Raw genomic sequence first — 21,235 nt, 5'->3', positions numbered from 1 at the left:
CAGGATAAGAACATGCCAAGCAATTCTTTCGGTGAATCCTCTTGTACCGCTGCGGCCAGCGGCCTCGTGCAGGTGCGTGGCGCGCGCGAGAACAACCTCAAAGAGGTGGACGTCTCTATCCCGCGGAATGCGCTGGTGGTGTTCTCGGGTGTCTCCGGCTCCGGGAAGTCCTCGCTGGCCTTCGGCACCATCTATGCCGAGGCACAGCGACGCTATTTTGAGTCGGTGGCCCCCTATGCACGGCGCCTGATCGACCAGGCGGGCGTGCCGGACGTAGATGCGATCGACGGCCTGCCACCAGCGGTGGCGCTGCAGCAGCAGCGGGGGTCCAGCAATGCGCGTTCCTCCGTGGGCAGTGTGACCACCCTGTCCAGCCTGGTGCGGATGATGTATTCGCGCGCCGGCACCTATCCCGCCAACCAGCCAATGCTGTACGCCGAGGATTTTTCGCCGAACACGCCGCAGGGGGCGTGCCCGGCCTGCCACGGCTTGGGTCATGTGTACGAGGTGACCGAGGCGCTCATGGTGCCCGACCCCTCCCTGAGCATCCGTGAGCGGGCGATTGCTTCCTGGCCACCCGCCTGGCAGGGCCAGAACCTGCGCGACATCCTGGTCAGCATGGGCTACGACGTTGACCGGCCGTGGAAGGACCTGCCGAAAAAGGATCGCGACTGGATTCTGTTCACCGAGGAAACACCAACGGTGCCGGTGTACGCCGGTTTCACGCCTGCCGAAACCCGCTCCGCGCTCAAACGCAAGATGGAGCCGAGCTACATGGGCACCTTCACCGGCGCCCGGCGGTATGTGTTGCACACCTTCGCCAATACCCAGAGCGCGCTGATGAGAAAGCGCGTATCCCGGTTCATGGAGGGCAAACCGTGCCCTACCTGCCACGGCAAGAGGCTCAAGCCCGAAGCGCTGTCGGTCACCTTCGCTGGGGTGGACATCGGCGCGTTTATGCAGATGCCGCTGGACCACTTGGCGGCATTGCTCGAACCCATCGCACAGGGCGATTTCCGCGCCCATGCAGCGGGTGCGGCTACGGACAAGGAAGCGACCCGGCGCGAGCGTGCCGAACGCGCTGCCACCGGCCATGCGGTCCATGCGGTATCGCCCGACGTGCGCCATACCTCCGCGCTGTCGGAAGAAAAGCGCCTCGCCGCACAGCGCCTGGCTGGAGGTGTGATGGCGCGCCTGCGCCAACTGCGCGAGCTAGGCCTGGGCTACCTGACGCTGGACCGGGCCACGCCGACGCTTTCGGCCGGCGAGTTGCAACGCTTGCGGTTGGCCACGCAATTAAGTTCCCTGCTGTTCGGCGTCGTGTACGTACTCGACGAACCCTCGGCGGGCCTGCATCCCTCCGACAGCCAGGCCCTGTACGATGCACTCGACCGGCTGCGCGACGCGGGCAACTCGGTGTTTGTGGTGGAGCACGATCTGGACCTGATGCGCCGCGCGCAATGGCTCGTGGATGTCGGGCCGGATGCCGGGGAGCGTGGCGGCCGCGTGCTCTACAGCGGCGAGCCGGATGGCCTGCGCAAGATTGCCGAATCGCGTACTGCACGTTACCTGTTTGACGAAATTCCCGCACCCGGAAGCCGAGCACGCGAAGCGACCGGCTGGTTGGAGCTGCAGGGCATCCACCGCCATAACCTGCATGGCGTGGATGCGCGCATTCCGCTGGGCGTGCTGACAGCCGTTACCGGCATCTCTGGCTCCGGCAAATCCAGCCTCATCGCGCAGGCCCTGCCGGAATTGATGCTGCTGCACCTGGGCCACGAGCCTGAAGACGATGCCGCCGAAAGCGCCACCAGCGAAGGGCCGGCAGTGGTCGAAGCGACCGGCGGCCATCTGGCGGGCGACGTGGACGCCATACAGCGCCTGGTGCAGGTTGACCAGAAGCCGATCGGGCGCACGCCGCGGTCGAACCTGGCTACCTACACGGGTCTGTTCGACCATGTGCGCAAGCTGTTCGCCGCCACGCCCGATGCTCGACGCCGCCGCTATGATGCCGGACGGTTCTCGTTCAACGTCGCCAAGGGGCGCTGCGAGACTTGCGAGGGCGAGGGTTTCGTTAGCGTGGAACTGCTGTTCATGCCCAGCGTGTACGCGCCGTGCCCGACCTGCCATGGCGCGCGCTACAACGAGGCCACGCTGAAGGTGCAGTGGAACGGGCGCAACATCGCCGAGGTGCTGCAGATGACCGTGGACGAGGCCAGCGAATTCTTCGCGGGTGAAGACGCGGTGGCAAGGCCCCTGCAACTGCTGCGCGACATCGGACTGGGCTATCTGCGCCTGGGACAACCAGCCACTGAGCTTTCCGGTGGCGAGGCGCAGCGCATCAAGCTGGCGACCGAGCTTCAGCGCAGCCAGCGCGGCCGAAGCCTGTACGTGCTCGACGAGCCGACCACCGGGCTGCACGCGTCGGATGCCGACCGGCTGCTGGTGCAGTTGCAGCGCCTGGTCGATTCCGGCAATACCGTAGTGATGATCGAGCACGACATGCGTGCGGTGGCCCAAGCCGACTGGATGATTGACGTAGGGCCAGGCGCGGGCGCTGCCGGCGGCAGCATCGTGGTGGCGGGTTCCCCTCAGCAGGTGGCCCGAAAGTCTGGCAGCCGAACCGCTCCGTTCCTTGCACGGGAGTTGGCGCGGGCCGAGTAGCTTAGTTTGCCAAATGTTGCCAGCTTCGCGGGGCATTGATCGTCGCCATACGGTGGTGACGGTCGCTGCCCGAGTCGCGTCATCCTTCCTGAGTCAGAGCAAGATAGGGATTGTTGGGCGGTATTTCGGCGAATACCAAGGACCCATTTTCGAGGAGGTAGCCATGCAGTCGGCGGGACTTCCTCGGGCCCGTGACTTCACAGGTCCAAATGTTCAGGCCATTTGGGTGCTTGCGGTGTAGCTGCAGTTTCTAAAAGCGCTTTTGCACCCACTGCCAATCCGGTTGCTTGTCTTGCCTGACCAGCGCATCCACCTGGGGATGTTCCTGCGCATAGCGCTGGAACACGCCGGGACTGACCAGGTAGGCGGTGTCGCTCACCGTATGCACGAGCGCCTTGGCGTCGTTGATGATGAGTCGCCGCGCGGCGACTCCCTGTTGCAGCCACGTCATGAAATGCTCCCCGGATGGTATCGCGACTGTTGGAGTTGATGCAGGTCCAGGCGCAGGGGTAAGTGGCAAGGGAGACGCTGCGGCTGTGGTTGGGGCAGGGACTTTCTCCACTGGATCTTCACCCTTCCCCATGTCGGCCGTGCCATCCAATCCAACCATCGCCAGCATGTCCTCCATGACGTCAGGCACGGGCGGGGCCGCAGTCGGCAAGGCGGTATCGCTGCGAGGGCATTCCCAAGGGGGAGTCTCCTGACCTTCGGGTGCTGGCTGCCCCACGACCGCGGGCGGTGTGCCTGGTGCACCGCCGTTGATTTCCGCTGGCGTCGTGTCGATCGCCACCGTGCCTGCGAAAAGCGCTGGCCGCTCGCCGGATTCCCAGATCAGCGCGGGCGCGAGGCGCAACAGGGTGAACGAGTAGGACCAGCCGGTCGCACTGGTCACGGTCGCGCGCCAGACCGCCTTGCCGTCTGAGGTAGGCTGGAGCATGCCGTGGTCCTGCAGCACGTTGAAGACGGCGGTGTTGTTCGCAGGAATGCCGTCGATCCCCTGAGACAGCAGGTGCGCGCGCAGCTTGTCCGAGACAGTCTTGCTCACCAGCCACAGCCCATCCTCAGTGAGCCAGCCATCGGAGGCTTCCGGCTGATTCAGCTTCAACTGTTCCTTGAGCAGGAAGCGCAGCCCGTCCAGCAGCTTGCGTTGCAGCGCGTGCCTGGGCGCGGCCATGGCGCGCGCGGGATCGCCGCCCAGTTCCTGTGCCACAGAAGCGCGATCAGCCTGCACGACCAGTTCACCCAGCACGCCGGCGTGCTCGTACTGCCCGGCCAAGACGTAGAGCAATGGTGCCCACAGAGACGGATAGCCGCTGAGCCAGTCTAGGAGCGGACCATCGAGCAATTGGCGGTAGAGCAGCCCTGTTGCGGCGCTGTGCAACCGGTACTCGCGGTCTTCGCGGTAGCGGAAGCGGTACGACTGGTGCAGCGGGCCGTGCCAGGGATGCCACAGCGAACCGTCTGCCAGCTCGACCAGCAGATCGACGGCCACCTTGCCGATGTCGTGCAGCAGCGCGGCGTAAGCAACGGCGGCGGTCCAGGCTTCCGACTGCGCCGCCTGGTCTTCGGGGCTGGCGCCGATGGGCAACAGATGGGACTGCCGCAGCTTGAGCGCATAGGCGACGATCTCCAACCCGTGATCCAGCATGCCGCCGGGGTAAGCGTGATGATGGCTCTCGGAAGCGGGGAATTGCTGGACCAGCTCGGCGTAGCGCTCCAGCGGCGTGCGGTACAGCGTGGCGAACTGCCGGCGCGACAGCGACGTGCGCTGCCAGATGTGTTCCAGCAGCTTCTGTCGGCGCGGTGTCGCCAGCAGCGATGCGGCCGATTCGGGCCGTAGCAGCCCTTTGGGGAGGTCGGTGGCGGGCGCTGGTGATGGGGCAGTGACCGGAGGCCGTTTTCGCTGGAACAGGGAGAGCATGTGGGTGTCCTCTGGGGGGGCCGGCCGGGATGCCTTTTCGCCTTTTCGAGGTAGGGCCTTTCCCCTTGCACTCCCATTCCCTTGCCTTTTCGGCCCTTTGGCCTTTAACCGCTTCGGTATAGCGGGAAATGGGATGCGGCTCCAGCGTCAATGGGGAACCCGCTGGAGTGGAATGGTCAGCGTCCTTCAGGTCACGCTCGATGCCGTAGAGCTTGTTGATCAGGCTCAGCGCCACGTCGGCACGCCCAGTCTTGCCCTTGGGCTGCACCTTTTGGGCTTCGACGAACTTGCGTCGCGCATGCGCCCAGCAGCCCAGGCGTTCGATGCCGTCGCGTGCAGCCACGGCGTTGTAACCGGCGTAGTCGTCGGTCATCAGGTAGCCGCGGTAGCCATCGAGCAGGCGTAGCGGCACCTCCTGCGCGCGGCTGGCTGTGTAGTCGAAAAGGATCACCGGCTTGTCCGGCGGCCCACCGCTTTGCACCCACATCCAGGATTGTGCCGAGGGGTCGCGTCCCGGTTCATGCAGCACCTGCAAGCGCGTTTCGTCGCAGTGCAACACGGGGTAGTCCAGCAGCTTGTCGCGCATCAGGTTGAGCAACGGTTGCAGTTGCTCGCCACTTTGGATCACCCAACGCGCCAGGGGCTGGCGTGGGATGTCGACGCCGTGGCGGCTGCCCCCTAAAGAAGGTTGGCCGTAGAAGAGCACTTGAAGGGCTTCGCGTCCCTCTCTGGAGTGTGCTGTCTTTTGCGTGTACAGCCCCTGGTTTCAGCGTTGTCAAGTGGCAGTTTTGCTATAGGAGCGTTTTTTCCGCGCACCGCATCACTGGTAATGCTATTCGATCACTCGAAGCTTCGGATGATCTGATCGTTATTTGGTCAGATTGCTGTTTTTGACATCGGCAAAGACTGAAATCAGTCAGAAATACAAGGGTGTGCAGCCCTAGATTCTTTCTTGCAGCGCCTTGAAGAAGGCATCGATATTCTCATCGTGGCGTTTGTAGTAGGTCCAGGGGCCGATCCGCTGCGATGTCACCAATTGCGCGCGCTGTAGAGCTGCGAGATAAAGCGATGTCGTTGACTGCGAGAGGCCCGTGCGCTCTTGGATGATACTGACGCACACGCCTACCGTTTCTGGGTCGACTTCCTGCTCGGGAAAGACTGTCCTGGGATCCTTGAGCCAATTGAGGATGGCAAGGCGCGTCGGGTTCGCCAATGCTTTCAGGGCTTCGTTGACGTCAATAGTCATGAATTTTTTGAGACCTGTTTTTTTCGATATCTAGATATCTTCCTGATTCGCGCATCAAATTGGAAGGCTTCGCCATGATCTCTGCGCGCCTGCCCGTCGCAATGACGGGCTGGTTTGGACTGGAATCCTATTGCCCTGTCAGGTAGGACTATCGGGCACCTGTGCGCCGAATTGCGGGACGATATGTTTGCCAAGTTCCTCGATAACCTCTGCTGCGGGGCGTTTACCATACTTGAGGTTCAGGATGACGTGATCTACACCGATTTCCTGAAGTGTATCCAGCAAGGCCCGCAGGTGGTTACGTCCCAGTCGGAATCCTAGATGGATAGGCGAGGGTGGCGTGGATGGGTGTTCGTCCAGGTCGATATACAGCGATTGCAAGAACGGCTTGTAGATAGTGCCACATTGTTTAGCCGTTTCCTGTCGCCAATCTTCCACGATGAGTCGCTGCATTTTTGGCGGACGTGGATAGTTGATCCATCCATGGCTTTCACGCGCGATCCAATCGAGCGGCTGGCGGCTGTGTCCGGTTACGAATAGCGGTATTTCCCGAGTCGTAGGTTTGGGAACGAGATCGGCCCCCAGTAACTCGCCGTGACTCCAGCGAATGGGCTCGAAGTGTGTTCGATGGGCTTGGCGTATCACATTGAGGTTTTCTTGAAAGGTCTCGCCACGCTGTTCTGGATCAATGCTGAATGCGGGAAACTCCACGGGACGATCGCCAGAGGCTACTCCCAGGAGCAAGCGACCTCCGCTCAACTGATCAATGCTCGCTGCGGCCTTTGCCGTGTGCAAGGGATTACGCAAAGTAAGGGCGATGGAGGCGGTGCCTAGTGCGATTTTTGTTGTATGGGCTGCCATGTAGCCCAGATACACCCAAGGGTCGAAAACCTGGCCGACATCGCCGAAGCTTGGGTCCCTGAGTGGGACGTCGCGAAACCAGAGCGCCGAAAAACCAAGTGCCTCTGCACGTTTGGCCAGCGCGACCTGATCTAGCATGCTCGGTGTATCACCTTCGAAAGCCTCCAGGGGAAAGAACAGCCCAAGGCTTAGATGACCCTGCCTGAAGGTTCGTTTGAATCCCCTATGCTCTTGGTAGGGGATCGTGCTCGGTTGGTACATGCTTAACTTCCTCGGTCAACAATCGCTGAGCCACGCCCCTGAGTTATGGGGCGTGGCATTGAGCGTTTAGGATTTGTAAGTCGGGTAGTCGGTGTAGCCTTTATCGGTACCGCCGTACATGGTGCTTGGATCAACTGGGTTAAGCGGCCAGTTGTTGGCGATACGAGCGGGCAGGTCGGGGTTCGCAATGAAGGGGCGGCCAAAAGCGATCAGATCGCCCCAGCCAGCTTTTATCACGCGATTTCCTCGTTCAGCGGTGTACTTGCCGGCATAGATAATCTTGCCGCTGAAGGTCTTACGAACAGCTTCCCGGAACGTCTCAGGCAGCTCGGGTGCGTTTTCCCAATCGGCTTCGGCGAGCGACAGGTAGGCAATGCCCACTTCCTCGAGGATCTTCACTGCCTCGATGTAGGTTTGATGAGGATCTTCTTCGACTAGACCAAGGTAGACGCGGTCTTCGTCTGTGGTCGCGAACAGCGGGGCGAAGCGAACGCCAACGCGCTCCTTGCCGACCACACCAGCAACAGCGAGGGTGATTTCGCGCAGGAAGCGAAGACGGTTCTGCAGCGAACCGCCATATTCATCATCACGCTGGTTGGTATGGGCCGAAATGAACTGGTTTACCAGGTACCCGTTCGCGCAGTGAAGCTCCACCCCGTCAAAACCTGCGTCCAAAGCATTTCGGGCTGCTTGGGCGTAGAGCTCAACCAGTTCCTTTACCTCCTTGGTGGACAGGGCTCGTGGGGTCGAAGGGTCGGCCAGTGTACCCGTGCCGGGGCCAGTTTCGATGAACACCTTGACGTTGTCCGCGCGGATGGCTGATGGCGCGACGGGCGCTTCACCACCGGGTTGCAGCGATGTGTGCGACACGCGGCCCACATGCCAAAGTTGAGCAAAGATCACCCCCCCTTCGGCGTGAACAGCGTCGGTGACCTTACGCCAGCCTTGTATCTGTTCCGGGCTATGAATGCCAGGTGTCCAGGCATAACCCTGTCCTCGGGGTTCGATCTGTGTGCCCTCGGTCACCATGAAGCCAGCACCGCTGCGCTGACGGTAATAGGTGGCCATTAGGTCGTTCGCAATATTGCCGGGTTGGGAGCTGCGCGAGCGCGTCAGTGGCGGCAGAACGATACGGTTCTTAAGGGTGTATGGGCCCAGCTGAGTGGTTTTGAAAAGTTCTGATTGTGACATTTCGTTTACCTGCATATCTAAAATATTCGATGTTATAAGTCAAAAAAACATGGATCAACGAGGTCAGAAGAGCCCGAGCGGTCCAGGTCACGAAGGCGCGCTGTGCGCCCTGCACCGCGCGGGCGACGTCGGCAGCTGTGGCGTTGATAATGTCGAGGGCTTCACCGTATTTGTCCGAAACTCACTGGTTGTCAATAAACAGGCCGTAGCTGCTGTCGGGAAGGTGATTCGGATGGGTATCGCTGGAATCTTTCATGGGACTACCTCCTGGGGTTTCTAGCGCGGTTATGGGTAGACTATTCTCGATATTCATATATGTCAATATATTAATATTGCTTCCGGCACGTACGCATGGTTCCACGCCCTTGCAGCTCACTTCTGGATCAGCTGGGAGCGCGCCGTGCTTCGCGCCAGGGTTGCCTATGCAGCCAGCTCCCTTGATTTTTTCATCAAGGAGGCTGGTTGCATCAGGTATTGATGTTTGCGTTGATGTGCAGATGAAGTTAGAACGGCGCGTCAATATCGATGACGCTAATCAGCTTCTGATTGACGAATTCCTTGATGCCCAAAGCCTGCAAGCGATGCTGACTTTTCAAAGCTGAGAGATACAGTGCCTGCTCGAATGCGTGCGGACGCCGTGGCCCTTAATGATCAGCGAGACTTGGATCGTAGGTCTGAGGTCGCTGACGGCTGAGGTGATGTGGTCATTTCAGCGGACAATCAGAGGAATTCCTCAGGCCATAGAGCGTTTGTATCTAGCTTTGGTTTCGATAGCGGCTTCTAACTTTACGTCGTGGATGCCCGGGTGTCTGTTATGTAATATTGCGCACATGGGTTGCTCACTGGCAGCTTGCGGCCCAGAGTGTGTAAAAACGCCCGTACAAACCCTTGCTATGATTTCTGAGACTGTCATCGCAAGGGACGCCCATGAAACGGTTTATCCAGGGTGAACACCGAGGTCAAAGCACCTTACTCCCCGAAAGCCTCGACGATTACGTCAGCGATACCAACCCAGTGCGCGTGGTCGACGTTTTCGTCGACGAACTCGACCTAGCCACGCTAGGTTTTGATGGCGTCATTCCAGCCGAAACCGGAAGACCGGCTTACCACCCTGCGATCCTGCTGAAGATCTATATCTATGGCTATCTAAACCGCATTCAATCGAGCCGGCGTCTTGAGCGAGAAGCTCAGCGCAATGTCGAACTCATGTGGTTAACCGGGCGATTGATGCCCGACTTCAAGACCATCGCCAACTTCCGAAAAGACAACAGCAAAGCCATTCGCGGCGTTTGCCGCCAGTTCGTTTTGCTCTGCCAGCAGTTGGGCCTTTTTAGCGAAAACCTGGTTGCCATCGACGGCAGTAAATTCAAGGCGGTGAACAACCGAGACCGGAATTTCACCAGCGCCAAACTGAAGCGGCGCATGGAAGAAATCGAGACGAGCATAAGCCGTTATTTGGCTGCGCTCGATGTGGCTGATCGACAGATTCCTAGCGCCTCCGCGCCAGACACTGCCAGCCTGGAAGATAAAATCGCCAAGCTCAAAGCGCAGATGAAAGAGCTTCAGGGGGTCGAAGCTCAGCTCAACGAATCGCCAGACAAACAGGTTTCGCTGACCGACCCGGATGCCCGCTCAATGATGACGCGCGGCAGCGGTATCGTCGGCTACAACGTGCAGACGGCTGTCGATACGCAGCATCACCTGATAGTTGCTCACGAGGTCACCAATAGAGGCTCCGACCGTGACCAGCTCAGTTCAATGGCGAAGCACGCTCGTGAAGCCATCGGCGCAGAAACGTTGTCGGTAGTCGCCGACCGAGGCTACTTCAAAAGCGAAGAAATCTTGGCCTGCCATGACGCAAACATCACCGCCTATGTACCAAAGCCGATGACTTCAAGCGCCAAGGCAGAAGGACGGTTCAACAAAGATGCCTTCGTTTATGACGCGACGAAAAACGAATACACCTGCCCGGCTGGAGAGGCACTGATCTGGCGTTTCTCCAGCGTTGAAAAAGGCATGAATTCCTATTAGTTGGACGTTTCGGATGAAGTCGTTGACGGCTGGGTGATGGTCTTGCGAGACGATCTCAATAGGAGGCATTTCAAGGCGCTCACTGAATCGCTCATGGGCGCTACTCTTGAATCCAGCATTGGCTACCTACCGCATGAGCCGGTAGCCAGATACCGTCAGAAGCCCTCCAGAACGATCTTGCCCTTTGCCTTGCCGCTCTCCAGCAAGGCATGGGCGCGACGTAGGTTTTCGGCGCTGATACGCCCGTAGTTTTCGCCAACGGTGGTGCGCAACACACCCGCATCGATCTGGCGGGCCACTTCATTGAGGATGTTGTGCTGCTCCTGCATGTCCTCGGTCTCGTACAGCGAGCGCGTGTACATCAGCTCCCAGTGCAGCGACAGGCTCTTGCGTTTGAGCGGTACGACGTCCAGCGTGGCCGGGTCATCGATCAGGCCCAACCTGCCCTGTGGCTTCAGTGACTCGATGATCTGCTCGTAATGCCGATCGGTCTGCGTCAGGCTTGCGACGTAGCTGACCTGCGGAAGGCCGATGCGCTTGAGCTCTTCGCTCAGTGGCTTGGTGTGATCGATCACGTAATGGGCGCCGAGTTCGGTGACCCAGGCCTGGGTTTCAGGGCGCGAAGCCGTACCAATGACGGTCAGGCCGGTCAACTGACGCGCCAGCTGAGTCATGATTGAACCCACCCCGCCTGCAGCGCCAATGATCAGCAGCGTTTCGCCACGGTCGGTGGTGTCGCGCGCTACGCCGAGGCGATCAAATAGCAATTCCCAAGCGGTCAGAGACGTCAGGGGAAGCGCCGCGGCCTGGGCGAACTCCAGCGACTGTGGCATCGATCCGACAATGCGCTCGTCTACCAGCTGCAACTCACTGTTGCTGCCCGGGCGGATCAGCGACCCGGCGTACCACACCTTGTCACCGGGCTTGAACAGCGTTACGTCGGAACCGACCGACTTGACCACGCCGGCAGCGTCCCAACCGAGGATGCGCGGCTGTGTTTCGTCTGTATGCGGCACGTAGCCCTGGCGGACTTTGGTATCGACCGGGTTGACCGATACGGCCTTGACTTCTACCAGCAGGTCGCGCGGCCCCGGCACTGGCTCGGGTAGATCGATCTCCACGAGGGCGTCAGGGTTCTCAACAGGCAGACATTTGAAGTGTGCAATGGCTTTCATTCGGAGCTCCTCAGGAGACGCGGTACATTTTCATGACGGAGAATTTTTCGGCGGCGCGTTCGATGACGGGCAGCGCTGCCTGGAAATGCGGGGTGGCCTCGTGCGCAGTCAGCGCCGCTTCGTCTCGCCACTGCTCAACCATATGGAAGGTGCGAGGCTGTTCTGCATCTTTATGAAAGTCGTATTGGATGCAGTCTGCTTCGGCGCGACTTGCGCCTTGCAGATCCTGCAGCGTCTGCTGGAGCTCATCTTCGGAGCCGGCCTTGGCGACCAATGTGGCAACCAGTGTGAGTGGGGTGGTCATCGAACCTCCTGTCTGTGCATGTGTGAGAGACGCATCGAGCTGGCATGGGCTTATCGACAGTGACCCTACCGGCCATGCCGCGAAGACCTGCACGTGGTTTAAAGCGTTACAACAATCTTGCCCACCTGGGCATTCGATTCCATGTACCGGTGAGCCTCGGCCATCTCGTCGAAGCTGAATGTACGGTCGATTACCGGCTGCAGCTGCCCAGAGGCGAGCCCTTCGTTGATGAAGTGCTTGGCCCGTTCGAGTTTTTCTCGATCCTGGGTGATCTCGAACAGCTGATAACCACGCAGCGTCAGATGCTTGCCGAGCAGGTCCATGACCGACACAGGGATATCCCGAGTGTCCAAAGCGCCGTACTGGAAGAAGATGCCGTGGTTCGCCAGTGCCTTGAGCACCAAGGCCACTTCGGGCCCGCCAACGGGATCGAAGGCCATGCGAGCGCCTTTGCCATGAGTCATCGTCATGACCTCGGCCACCATGTCCTGCTCCTGCGTCGCAATGACTGCCGCCGCCCCGGCCTGAAGTAAGGCCTCGCGCTTGTCGCTGGTGCGGGTCAGCGCGACAGGAACGGCGCCCACCATGTTCGCAATCTGGATAGCGGCAAGCCCCACGCTGCTGGACGCCGCACGGATTAGCACCGTCTCGCCGGCCTGCAGCCCACCAAGCTCGATCAGTGCGCCATAGGCAGTGACAAACTTCATCCAGGTCGCCGCTGCTTCCGTGAAAGAAAGCGCTTCCGGGTGTTTGACCACCGCGTGAGCCGGCGCGTTGACCAATTCACCGTACAAGCCGTATTCGTCAAAGGAGAACGCGGGCACTACGCTGACCGCATCGCCAACAGCGAAGCCGACCACACCGGGACCCACTGCAGATACGGTCCCAGCCGCTTCATAGCCCAGCATGGCGGGAAACGTCGGTTCGATGACGTACTGGCCTGTGCGGTACATCACTTCAGCCCGGTTGATGCCGAGCGCCCTGACGTTGATTTGAACCTCGTTCGCGCCGGGAGCCGGCACGTCGATCTCGTCGATCTGGAGAACCTCCGGTCCACCGGTGCGATGAAAGCGTATGACGCGAGACATAGCGTAATCCTCAGCTATCTATCGGAAGGGCCGAGCCATGAGCGGCCCAGCCAGGTAGCCACCAGCGCACATCGGCGCTGAGGCAGCGGGCGATTAGGCCATGACGGCCGTCTTCGCCCCGACGGATCACTTGTAGCGTTCAAGCCAGTGGGCATAGGGAGCCGGCAAGGTCCAGGACGCACGCTCTACGCCCAGCTCTTGGGCGGCAAGATAGGACCAATTTGGATTGGCCAGATGTGCTCGCCCAATCATCGCCAAGTCCAGCTGACCGCTCTTGACCGCTTCTTCGGCAACGCTTGGCGTGCCGAAGCCCCATGCCGAAGCCACTGGTATCCCCGCCTCACGCTTCACGCGCTGGGCAACTTCGCCCATGAAGCCAGGCGCCCAGGGAATGTTGGTTTCAGCGATGGTGAAACCAATGCTGACGCTCAGCAGATCCAGGCCACCATCTTTGAAGCGACGTGTCAGTTCGATAGCCTCGGTCAGCGTCTGTTCGTCCCGGCCGTCGTATTCGATAACCCCTAGACGAGCGGTTAGCGGCAGGTGCTCCGGCCAAACCTCACGAACAGCCGCCAGCGTTTCAAGCAGGAAGCGGCTACGGTTGTCGAAACTGCCGCCGTAGGCGTCATCGCGATGGTTGGAGTGTTCGGAAAGGAACGACTGGGCCAGATAACCATGGGCGAAATGCAGCTCCAGCCACTCGAAGCCAGCGTCACGCGCACGGCGAGCGGCTGCGACGAAATCCTCACGCACACGGGCAATGTCTTCCAGCGTCATGGCTTGCGGCTGCTTGGCCAGGTGACCGCCAAAAGCTATGGCCGATGGAGCGATGGTCTGCCAGCCACGGGCGTCATCTTCAGCGATGTGGTCATCACCTTCCCATGGACGGTTTGCGCTTGCCTTGCGACCGGCGTGGGCGATCTGCAGGCCGGGGACCGAGCCGGCTGCCTTGATCGACTGCACCACCGGTACGAAGGCCTGGGCCAGCTCATCGTTCCAAATACCCGCACAGCCAGGAGTGATCCGCCCTTCTGGCGCTACAGCGGTTGCTTCGACAATCACCAACCCCGCCCCGCCACGCGCAAGGGAGGCGTAGTGAACACTGTGCCACTCGTTGATCAGGCCATCGTTTGACGAGTACATGCACATAGGGGGAATCGCAATACGGTTGCGAAGCGTGACGTCTTTAAGCGTGAAGGGTTGGAACAGCGCAGACATTGGTTTCTCCGAGGGTTGTCTATTACGTTAATTCGATAGTATTCGAACTATGGAGATAGAGCAAACCCGTGTATGCTTCGTTCATGCGCCCCTACAAACACCCTCCCGTCACTGAATTCGTCCTCGAGCGTCTGCTATACGCCTTGAGCGATCCTGTGCGCCTGGAGATCGTCCGACGCCTTGCCGAACTGGGCGAAGCCAGCTGTGGCGAATTGGACGGTGGCCGACCAAAGTCCACCATGTCCCATCACTTCAGGGTGCTGCGAGATGCCGGGTTGGTCCAAACCCAAACCATCGGCACGACCCATATGAACTCGTTGCGCAGGGATGATTTGAACAATCGATTTCCTGGTTTGCTCGAGACGATCTTATCTCAGCGCGGCTAAGGCTGGCTTGAGAGTCAATTCATCGAGGAAGACGCTGAAGACGGCCTGCTTCGAAACCCTGGGCTCCAGTGAGCTCAGGGACTACCTCGCCGCTGACTGCGGAAGCATGACTAGTCCCGACGTAAACGCCTTACCCAGATGGCCTCAATCGAGCAGCTGGAGCGTTTCGCTTGTGCGCAGTATCGGTGGCTCGTCTACAGATTATGCCGCTTACGACAGGCCGCTAGTGGCCGGTTAGCGACCACTTCTCTGGCTAGCCATGCTTGTCCTCCCACATGTGGAGGACTTGCCATGAACATCACTGCTACCTGCACCCGCCGGCCCTGGAACAAAGGAAAGTTGGTCGGACAGAAAACCCCGCTCCGGCTGAGAGATATCTGGGCCATCCGAGTAAGGCTTCAGCTTGCAGAACGAACCCGGGATCTGGCTTTGTTCGATCTGGCCATCGACAGCAAGCTTCGAGCCTGCGACTTAACCAAGCTCCGTGTATGCGACGTTGCTCATGGCGAGCATGTGTCATCACGAGCAATGGTTATGCAGCAGAAAACGAAGCGACCAGTGCAGTTCGAAATTACTGAGCAAACACGGTCTGCTCTCGCGGCCTGGATACACCAAGCCCAGCTCCGTAGCCAGGACTGCCTTTTCCCGAGCAGGCTGCACACCTCAGACCATCTATCCACTCGTCAATACGCTCGTATCGTCAAAGGCTGGGTGCAAGCCATTGGCCTTGATCCGGCCATGTATGGCACTCACACAATGAGACGTACAAAGGCATCACTGATCTATCGCAGGACAAAGAACTTGCGGGCCGTTCAACTTCTGCTTGGCCATACGAAGCTGGAGAGCACCGTTCGATATCTTGGGATTGAGGTCGACGACGCCTTGGAAATGGCAGAGCAGACCGAGGTTTGACCATGTATAGCGACGGTCGAAGTCAGGCCGTCGCTAACGGCCAGAAGCAGACCTTCGACGTGTTTGGGAAAACTAGGGCTATTCATTGGGGTGAGTTCGAATGCCGCATGTGGGCCAAGCTAAATTAGCAGCCTGGGTCAAAATCGCATCAGCGGCAACAACCTAGGCTCTCTAGCTTGCTGGGGCAGAAGGCCACTAGCAGCAGCTAGTGATCGCCGCTATCCTGAGTTCCATAATTTTCGCACCACGGGACGAATGAGTTCGCCCCGCTCTAGCAGGGACGCACAATGGAACTCTGTTATAAGTCCCTACCCCATTTGCTCAATGGCTCGCCCTTCTCGTCTAGAGTCGTCTCATGCTGGGTGCCAGCCTCGCCCCGTTTGCGGGAGCATGGCTGGCGATCAAACGTGACTGTGCACTGAATGTTTTTTGGAGGACTTTGGCTCGTCAACAACAGGGTGGGTGGCCTTGCTGCTCAGAGGTATCGCTTGTCGATTGCTGCACCGACTGAATATTTTGGGTCGACGAAATTGCCCAGTCTCACCTTGCCGCACTGGCTCAGCATCATGTAGGCGTCCCAGCGATCGAAGCCGTACTCCTTTTCCAGCCAAAGAATTAATTCGCAGTACGCAATGCGCGTCGCGTCTTCCAAGGGGCGTGCACTGCCGATGGCCATCAGCATGGATTCGGTTTCAAGGCGCGGCCAGTCGATGTTCCAGTTCTTGATCAGCTCGACATGGATGGTCGTCGTGCTCTCGAACTCCACGGCCGTGCCGCACACCTCACCATCGCCCTGACACGCATGCGCATCGCCGATGAACAAACGCCCACCTGGCGAGCGCACCGGCAAGTACGTGATGCTCCCTGGGCCCATGTCAGGCAAGTCCATATTGCCGCCGTGGTTGTCGGGCGTAAGGGAGTTGATCGAGTCGATTTCAGGCGAAAGGCTTAGCGTGCCGATGTGCGGCTGATAGGGCAGGGTCACGCGATCACTCCAATGGACATGCTGCTCGTCGACATGGATTTTGCGGGTGATCTCGGGCAATGGGTCGGTCAGCATCGCGGTCAGGTCGGTGCCGGTCAGGGCGCCGAAACGGGGGATCATGCAGCACGTACCCCGAGGGTTTTCACCCCGTGGCAGGATCGACTCGATGCGGACGGCCACCACGTCTCCCTTCTCGGCGCCTGCAATCATGATGGGGCCGCTCTGAGGGTTGAGAAACGGCATGCGCAGCAGTTCGCTGGGGCGATCGTGCTCATGTTTGACTTTGCCTTCGAAGGCATCGGCGGTTTCGACGATAACCCTGTCCCCTGGGCGAATGTGCAGAACCGGGTCCGAGTAGGGGCCCATGGTGTAGTGAAATTTTCCCTGACGATCTGTTGTCAGCTCGTGGGTTTCACCTTCTTTGCCCTGGGCCACGCCCCGGGTAAACATGATCGATTTTTCCAGCCAGTTCATACGTTGACTCCATTTTTTTGGCAAAAAGCTCCCTTTGGCGGACCACCAGCGGTGCGCCATTGAGGGGGGTGATATCGATAAACTGCGGCTTGGGCCGCGAGCGTTTGTGTCTGGCCGAGTCAGGGCCTTCGCTGGTGACGCAGCATGTTCAGCGCGCTTTTCTCACAGCCGCTTTGCAAAAACCGCAGACACATTTCCTCCATGCACATCTGATTGGTCATGCTCGATTCCCTCAGCTGTTCATAGGCTTGGTCATCGTCGATGTTGGCCAACTCCATCAGCTTGACTACGGCTTTGAGCACTACCCGCCGGGCCTTCACACGCTCTTGCAATTGGGTAATTTCAGCGTCGGCCCGGGACCGCGATCCGAATTCAAAAATCGCCTGTTGCAGGGCCAGGAATGTCCCGCTTGAGCGCACCGGTTTGACCAGAAACGCGCACACCCTTTGCGTCAATGACCAGTGAATCCTCTCAGGGGTTTCGGCACTGAACATGGCAATCAACGGCACTCGCGGTTCCCCATCCGGCCAAGGGAAGGTATTTTTGTGGGCCTGATTGGCATCGAAAAAACACACGTCCACCTCCGACCAAGGCAAGGCTTGGCCCTCGACCGGCTCGATGATTTTCAATCCCAGCCTCACCAGTTGCCCGCTCAAGACCTGATAGTCATGGTCCTTCTTGTGCAGGATCAGCACGCGATGGTCACGCAGGTTGGGAAGCTGAGGCCTTTTCATCTGACGATCCTCAACTCCGGTTTAAGGCGATCGCCATGGTCTTCCATCACGGCGCCATCGCCGACTTTGCCCATGTCCAACCATGTGAGGTACGGGTCTGGTTTGCGCGGCTCCTTCGCGCTCGCCAGGATCTCGAAATCCCCGTTGGCGTTGGAGATGCCCAAGCGCGGCGTCAGGTAGCAGTGGTGGTTTTCCGGGTCGATCCACACTGGCCCTTGAGGGGCGTTCAACCGGCTTTGAACGGAGGCGCTTCTGACCTGCTGCACGTCGTCGGTGTCTGCCAGGTGAATGGCTTCGGCCAACAACAGCACCGCGATGAACGAGGCTTCAGCATCGGCGGACGTCACCTGTTGCACGCCGTACCGCTGCTTAATGTCACGAACGAACTCCGCGTTGGCCTGGGTGCCGATGCTCTGGAAGTACACCGATGAACAGATATGCCCGGCGCGCACGCTGGCATCCACGGCTTTCAGTTCCTCCTCCGACAACGTGCAACTGGCCAGCGGAGTGGACGCAGAAATCCGCTGTGTATTTACGGCCTGCCCATAGGCGGCCACGAAGGCTTGGCCGGATTCCCCGATCAACGAGCTGAACACGAAATCCGGCTTGAGGCGTTGGACCTCATCGATGATCTGCTCGACATCGGTGGAGCCAATCGGGAGATAACGCTCGCAGACGACATCGCCGTCGTTGGCTTCCAGTATTTCGCGCATCACCCGATTGCTTTCCCAAGGCCACACGTAGTTGGAGCCCACGCAATAGGCGCGCTTGCCCACGGTGTTCATCAGGTAGCTGATTAGCGGCACGATGTGCTGGTTGGGCGAGGCACCTACGTATATCACGTTGTCGCTGCACTCGAACCCTTCATAGTGCGAGGGATACCAGAGCAAGCCGTCGCGCCGCTCGAACAGCGGTAAAACTTCCTTGCGACTCGACGAGGTGTAACACCCCACGACGTGCCGAATTCCGCTGTCCAGCAGTGCCTGGGTTTGCGCGTAGTACTGGGTCAAGTCCCCGCCCGGATTGACTACTTCAGGCTCAAAACAGAAGGTGAAGCGCGGGTCGCGCGCCACGCGCTCAATGGCCAGCAGCGCCCCACAGAGCATCGCCTGGCCGATGCTCTGGTACGAGCCAGTGGTGGAGCACATCAGGCCGATCCGCACGCACGTCTTGTGAGAAAGGTTTGCCATCATCAGTTCCTACGAAGCTAATGCAGCGCGACGTTGCAGGCGTGCAGCGAAGCGGGCCGACGCAAAGGCAAATACCGCGCCCACGACCATTGACGCGGGCACGATGATCAATGCGTTGGAGAAGCTCAGGCTGGTGAGGTTTTCAGTGCTGAACTTTCCGGGCGTTTGCAGCAGAAATGCAAACGTGCACGCATAGCCGTAGGTCACCGCCGGGATCGAGGAGAACAGGCCAACCCTGGCCGCCGAGATGTAGCAGGCGATGCTGATGCAGACCACGACGCTGGCCCAGATCGTCTCGCCCAACACCGTCGCCCCCGGCACCGAGACGATCACTACCGCCGTCAGCCATGCGGTGAACACGCCAAAACAATTGGAGACGATCGTGGTGCGCAGGGCGCGCACGTCTCCACCTGAGTGGAAAAAACAGGCCCAGGCGGCGAAGGCCGCCCAAATGAGCAGCACCCCCACTGAGAGCGTGAACCAGGTACACACGCCGCCCAGCAGGGCAACACTGATCGCAAGGCTGGTCAATTCAGACATTACGCGTACTCCTGCTGTGGGGATTTGAACAGCCCGGAAGTTGCGGCACGACGGGAAAATACGGTGCAGAGCAGCCCCAGCGTGACCCAGAACGAGGCGTCCGCCATAAACGTCGCGATCACGAACTCGTGATGCAGCGCGGCGGGCGCCAGCATCTCCGGCGACGCTAACTGCGGCGAGCCGATCAGGTGAGGCACCGCCAACAGCACGACGCCAGCCACCTTCAACCAGGCCTTTGGCGCGAAGGCGATGAGCACCAGTCCAATGGCCGTAGCAATCGCTGTACCCACCCACCAGAGTTGCCTGGCGTGCAGATCAGCCGCTTGCGTGCCGGGCAGTTCCGGTGGCAGACCCGCCGAGGGCGCCAGTACAAACACCGCGTACCCGGCCAGCCCCCACAGCACCCCCGTTGAGAGCTTGCGCGGCGGCCGTAGGCTGATCGCCCCCGCAAGCACCAGCCCGAACGCCACGCCGACCACCAAGTTGGCAGCGGCGGTGGACGTCACCCGCTGCCAGCCGTCCTCTGGGGCCCAACCGGCATCTTCGTGATGATGTTCGCCTGCCTCATGGGGATCGGAATGGCCGGCACTGGCCGCCTGCTCATAGGTTTCGGCCTGAAGGATTAGCGGGGACACCCAGATTGCTTGGATGAGCGTCAACACTAGAGCGGCCCCCATCCCGGCGAAACCCGCCGTTTGCAGCATGCGCTTGATCATGGCTCAGGCCCTCTCAGTGGCAAGGAAATGCAGCGGTATGACGGGTATCGTGCGCGGCGTTGTGCAAAGCCGGCAGGCTGGAAAAACCGGCGAAGTACAGCAGCACCGCGCCCAGGGACATCACGCAGCAGGCGTTGAGCACGCGCCGGGCGCTTCGAGCGGACGATACGGTGGTAGTGATGCTTGAAACGGATTGAAGAGTAGACATGATGTGTACCTCGTGTTCGCGCTGTGATGAGGGTGTTGAAGCCAACGGCTTCACATAACTTCAGACGGCTTCAGATGACTTCGTCCCGACGACGCTCAAGGAACTCTTGCGTACGAGCGTTGAGGGATTCGGGAGTGACGAGTGCTTTGTCCATCGCCAGTTTTTCCAGCGAGGCCAGCCAGTGCTGGTAGTAATGCCAGTCAGGGTCGTCGGGAGTGTGAGTCTTGTCCCAGGCCCCGATGTTCGAGATCAGCGAAGCGCGGAACTCATCCCACTGGTAAGCGCCTTGTTCGGCGAGCGCCAGGGCTAGGCCGAACGCTCGCCCTTGCCACGGCTCATCAAACACCAAACGTTCCTGGTTTTTCGGCAGGGCGCTGCGGTCGCCGCACAGTTGATCCACTCGGTTTTTCAGCGTGCTCATGATCAGGCTCCTTGCTGCGCCGTGCTAACCAGACCCAATCCCTGCATCGCTTCGGTGGACACTAATGCGGCCAACTGCTCCTCGGAGAAGTGGTCGGTGCCCTCAGGGCGCTGAGGAATCACGAAGAAGCGCACTTGGGCGCTGCTGTCCCAGATCGCGACTTTCTTGGAGCTGTCCAGTTCGACACCGAAATCCTTCAGCACCGCGCGGGGCTCTCGCACCACGCGTGCGCGGAACACCGGATCCTTGAACCAGTAGGGTGGCAGGCCCAACAGCGGCCACGGCCAGCATGAGCACAGCGTGCAACAGACGACGTTGTGGGTGCTTGGGGTGTTTTCGACGACCTTGAGGTTTTCGCCTTCGATGCCTTCACGCAAGCCCAGCTCTTTAATGGCTTGGTTTGCGTCGGCCAGCAGACGCGCTCTGAAAGCCTCATCTGTCCAGGCTTTGGCTACGACCCGGGCGCCGTTGAACGGCCCCATTTCGTGGTCGAAGAAGTGGATGACGCGATCAACGGTGTCGGTGCCGATCAGGCCTTTTTCACGAAACAGCGATTCCAGTGCTTTGGTGCGGGCCGCGTAATAGCTTTCCGGGCCGCGTTCTTCATCGTGGTGATGGTGCTCGCCGGACGCATGTTGATGGTCGTGGTCGTGATCGTGTGTGCTCATCGGTGCAATTCCTTGGTTCGTAAAAGGGGCGAGGCCGCGTG

Annotated in this window: 19 protein-coding genes and 3 pseudogenes; 5 read left to right on the top strand and 17 right to left on the bottom strand. The window is 59.8% G+C overall.

Annotated elements, in window-relative coordinates:
• The first annotated feature begins 12 nt into the window (after window positions 1-12).
• Complete coding sequence (locus V9K84_RS25180; protein ID WP_047280119.1) at window positions 13-2,664, top strand: excinuclease ABC subunit UvrA; 2,652 nt, start codon at window positions 13-15, stop codon at window positions 2,662-2,664.
• A 79-nt stretch (window positions 2,665-2,743) separates the two neighbouring features.
• Here the strand turns inward: V9K84_RS25180 and mobH are convergent.
• From mobH to V9K84_RS25155, 5 genes and pseudogenes are all read right to left on the bottom strand, one after another.
• A pseudogene (mobH, locus tag V9K84_RS25175) lies at window positions 2,744-4,585 on the bottom strand (MobH family relaxase).
• 178 nt (window positions 4,586-4,763) lie between these two features.
• Window positions 4,764-5,255: pseudogene (locus tag V9K84_RS25170) on the bottom strand (IS66 family transposase); the annotation flags it as partial.
• 270 nt (window positions 5,256-5,525) lie between these two features.
• Window positions 5,526-5,831 (bottom strand): helix-turn-helix transcriptional regulator, encoded by a 306-nt coding sequence (locus V9K84_RS25165; protein WP_012464920.1) that lies wholly within the window; start codon window positions 5,829-5,831, stop codon window positions 5,526-5,528.
• 138 nt (window positions 5,832-5,969) lie between these two features.
• Window positions 5,970-6,953, bottom strand: coding sequence for an LLM class oxidoreductase (locus V9K84_RS25160; RefSeq protein WP_003291626.1), 984 nt, complete (start codon window positions 6,951-6,953; stop codon window positions 5,970-5,972).
• A gap of 66 nt (window positions 6,954-7,019) precedes the next feature.
• A complete protein-coding gene (locus V9K84_RS25155) occupies window positions 7,020-8,144 on the bottom strand; it encodes an alkene reductase (RefSeq protein ID WP_047280121.1) in 1,125 nt (374 codons plus the stop codon).
• Between the two features lie 422 nt (window positions 8,145-8,566).
• Between V9K84_RS25155 and V9K84_RS25150 the strand changes: the two genes are divergently transcribed.
• Both V9K84_RS25150 and V9K84_RS25145 read left to right on the top strand, forming a co-directional pair.
• Complete coding sequence (locus V9K84_RS25150) at window positions 8,567-8,746, top strand: hypothetical protein (protein WP_162208461.1); 180 nt, start codon at window positions 8,567-8,569, stop codon at window positions 8,744-8,746.
• Window positions 8,747-9,071: 325 nt separating this feature from the next.
• Window positions 9,072-10,163, top strand: a pseudogene (locus V9K84_RS25145) (IS1182 family transposase); the annotation flags it as partial.
• Between the two features lie 167 nt (window positions 10,164-10,330).
• Here V9K84_RS25145 and V9K84_RS25140 read toward each other — a convergent pair.
• The 4 genes from V9K84_RS25140 to V9K84_RS25125 all read right to left on the bottom strand — a co-directional run bounded on the left by V9K84_RS25140 (window position 10,331) and on the right by V9K84_RS25125 (window position 13,960).
• Window positions 10,331-11,350, bottom strand: coding sequence for a zinc-binding alcohol dehydrogenase family protein (locus V9K84_RS25140; protein WP_003288728.1), 1,020 nt, complete (start codon window positions 11,348-11,350; stop codon window positions 10,331-10,333).
• A gap of 10 nt (window positions 11,351-11,360) precedes the next feature.
• Window positions 11,361-11,654: a putative quinol monooxygenase gene (locus V9K84_RS25135; RefSeq protein ID WP_003288729.1), complete on the bottom strand. Its 294-nt coding sequence runs from the start codon at window positions 11,652-11,654 to the stop codon at window positions 11,361-11,363.
• 98 nt (window positions 11,655-11,752) lie between these two features.
• Window positions 11,753-12,742 carry a zinc-dependent alcohol dehydrogenase family protein gene (locus V9K84_RS25130; RefSeq protein ID WP_003288730.1) on the bottom strand — a complete coding sequence of 330 codons (990 nt, stop codon included), beginning with the start codon at window positions 12,740-12,742 and terminating at the stop codon, window positions 11,753-11,755.
• 126 nt (window positions 12,743-12,868) lie between these two features.
• Entirely contained in the window at window positions 12,869-13,960 is a 1,092-nt protein-coding gene (locus V9K84_RS25125; RefSeq protein ID WP_013983157.1) for an NADH:flavin oxidoreductase/NADH oxidase, read from the bottom strand.
• Between the two features lie 83 nt (window positions 13,961-14,043).
• Between V9K84_RS25125 and V9K84_RS25120 the strand changes: the two genes are divergently transcribed.
• Window positions 14,044-14,346: a helix-turn-helix domain-containing protein gene (locus V9K84_RS25120; protein WP_025297873.1), complete on the top strand. Its 303-nt coding sequence runs from the start codon at window positions 14,044-14,046 to the stop codon at window positions 14,344-14,346.
• Between the two features lie 291 nt (window positions 14,347-14,637).
• Entirely contained in the window at window positions 14,638-15,258 is a 621-nt protein-coding gene (locus V9K84_RS25115) for a tyrosine-type recombinase/integrase (RefSeq protein ID WP_003152807.1), read from the top strand.
• 475 nt (window positions 15,259-15,733) lie between these two features.
• On the opposite strand, the gene V9K84_RS25110 is transcribed toward V9K84_RS25115, so the two are convergent.
• From V9K84_RS25110 to nthA, 8 genes are all read right to left on the bottom strand, one after another.
• Window positions 15,734-16,717, bottom strand: a complete 984-nt coding sequence (locus V9K84_RS25110; RefSeq protein WP_034139337.1) for an acetamidase/formamidase family protein — start codon at window positions 16,715-16,717, stop codon at window positions 15,734-15,736.
• A gap of 119 nt (window positions 16,718-16,836) precedes the next feature.
• A complete protein-coding gene (locus tag V9K84_RS25105; protein ID WP_052199002.1) occupies window positions 16,837-17,451 on the bottom strand; it encodes an ANTAR domain-containing protein in 615 nt (204 codons plus the stop codon).
• Window positions 17,448-18,641 carry a transporter substrate-binding domain-containing protein gene (locus V9K84_RS25100; RefSeq protein ID WP_218176382.1) on the bottom strand — a complete coding sequence of 398 codons (1,194 nt, stop codon included), beginning with the start codon at window positions 18,639-18,641 and terminating at the stop codon, window positions 17,448-17,450. The genes V9K84_RS25105 and V9K84_RS25100 overlap by 4 nt, the downstream gene beginning before the upstream one ends.
• A gap of 9 nt (window positions 18,642-18,650) precedes the next feature.
• Window positions 18,651-19,181: a DUF1097 domain-containing protein gene (locus V9K84_RS25095; RefSeq protein WP_034139338.1), complete on the bottom strand. Its 531-nt coding sequence runs from the start codon at window positions 19,179-19,181 to the stop codon at window positions 18,651-18,653.
• Entirely contained in the window at window positions 19,181-19,897 is a 717-nt protein-coding gene (locus tag V9K84_RS25090; protein WP_338793060.1) for a CbtA family protein, read from the bottom strand. The genes V9K84_RS25095 and V9K84_RS25090 overlap by 1 nt, the downstream gene beginning before the upstream one ends.
• Before the next feature lie 13 nt (window positions 19,898-19,910).
• The gene (locus tag V9K84_RS25085; RefSeq protein WP_034139340.1) at window positions 19,911-20,105 is read right to left on the bottom strand and encodes a CbtB domain-containing protein; all 195 of its coding nucleotides are present in this window, start codon (window positions 20,103-20,105) and stop codon (window positions 19,911-19,913) included.
• 70 nt (window positions 20,106-20,175) lie between these two features.
• Entirely contained in the window at window positions 20,176-20,526 is a 351-nt protein-coding gene (locus tag V9K84_RS25080; protein WP_052199003.1) for a nitrile hydratase accessory protein, read from the bottom strand.
• Window positions 20,527-20,528: 2 nt separating this feature from the next.
• Window positions 20,529-21,194: a nitrile hydratase subunit alpha gene (gene nthA, locus V9K84_RS25075; RefSeq protein ID WP_052199004.1), complete on the bottom strand. Its 666-nt coding sequence runs from the start codon at window positions 21,192-21,194 to the stop codon at window positions 20,529-20,531.
• Window positions 21,195-21,235 lie beyond the last annotated feature (41 nt).

The sequence above is a fragment of the Pseudomonas sp. AE27 genome (assembly GCF_037113495.1).
Classification (GTDB): Bacteria; Pseudomonadota; Gammaproteobacteria; order Pseudomonadales; family Pseudomonadaceae; genus Aquipseudomonas; species Aquipseudomonas palmensis.
This window is presented reverse-complemented; position numbering and strand designations above follow the sequence as displayed.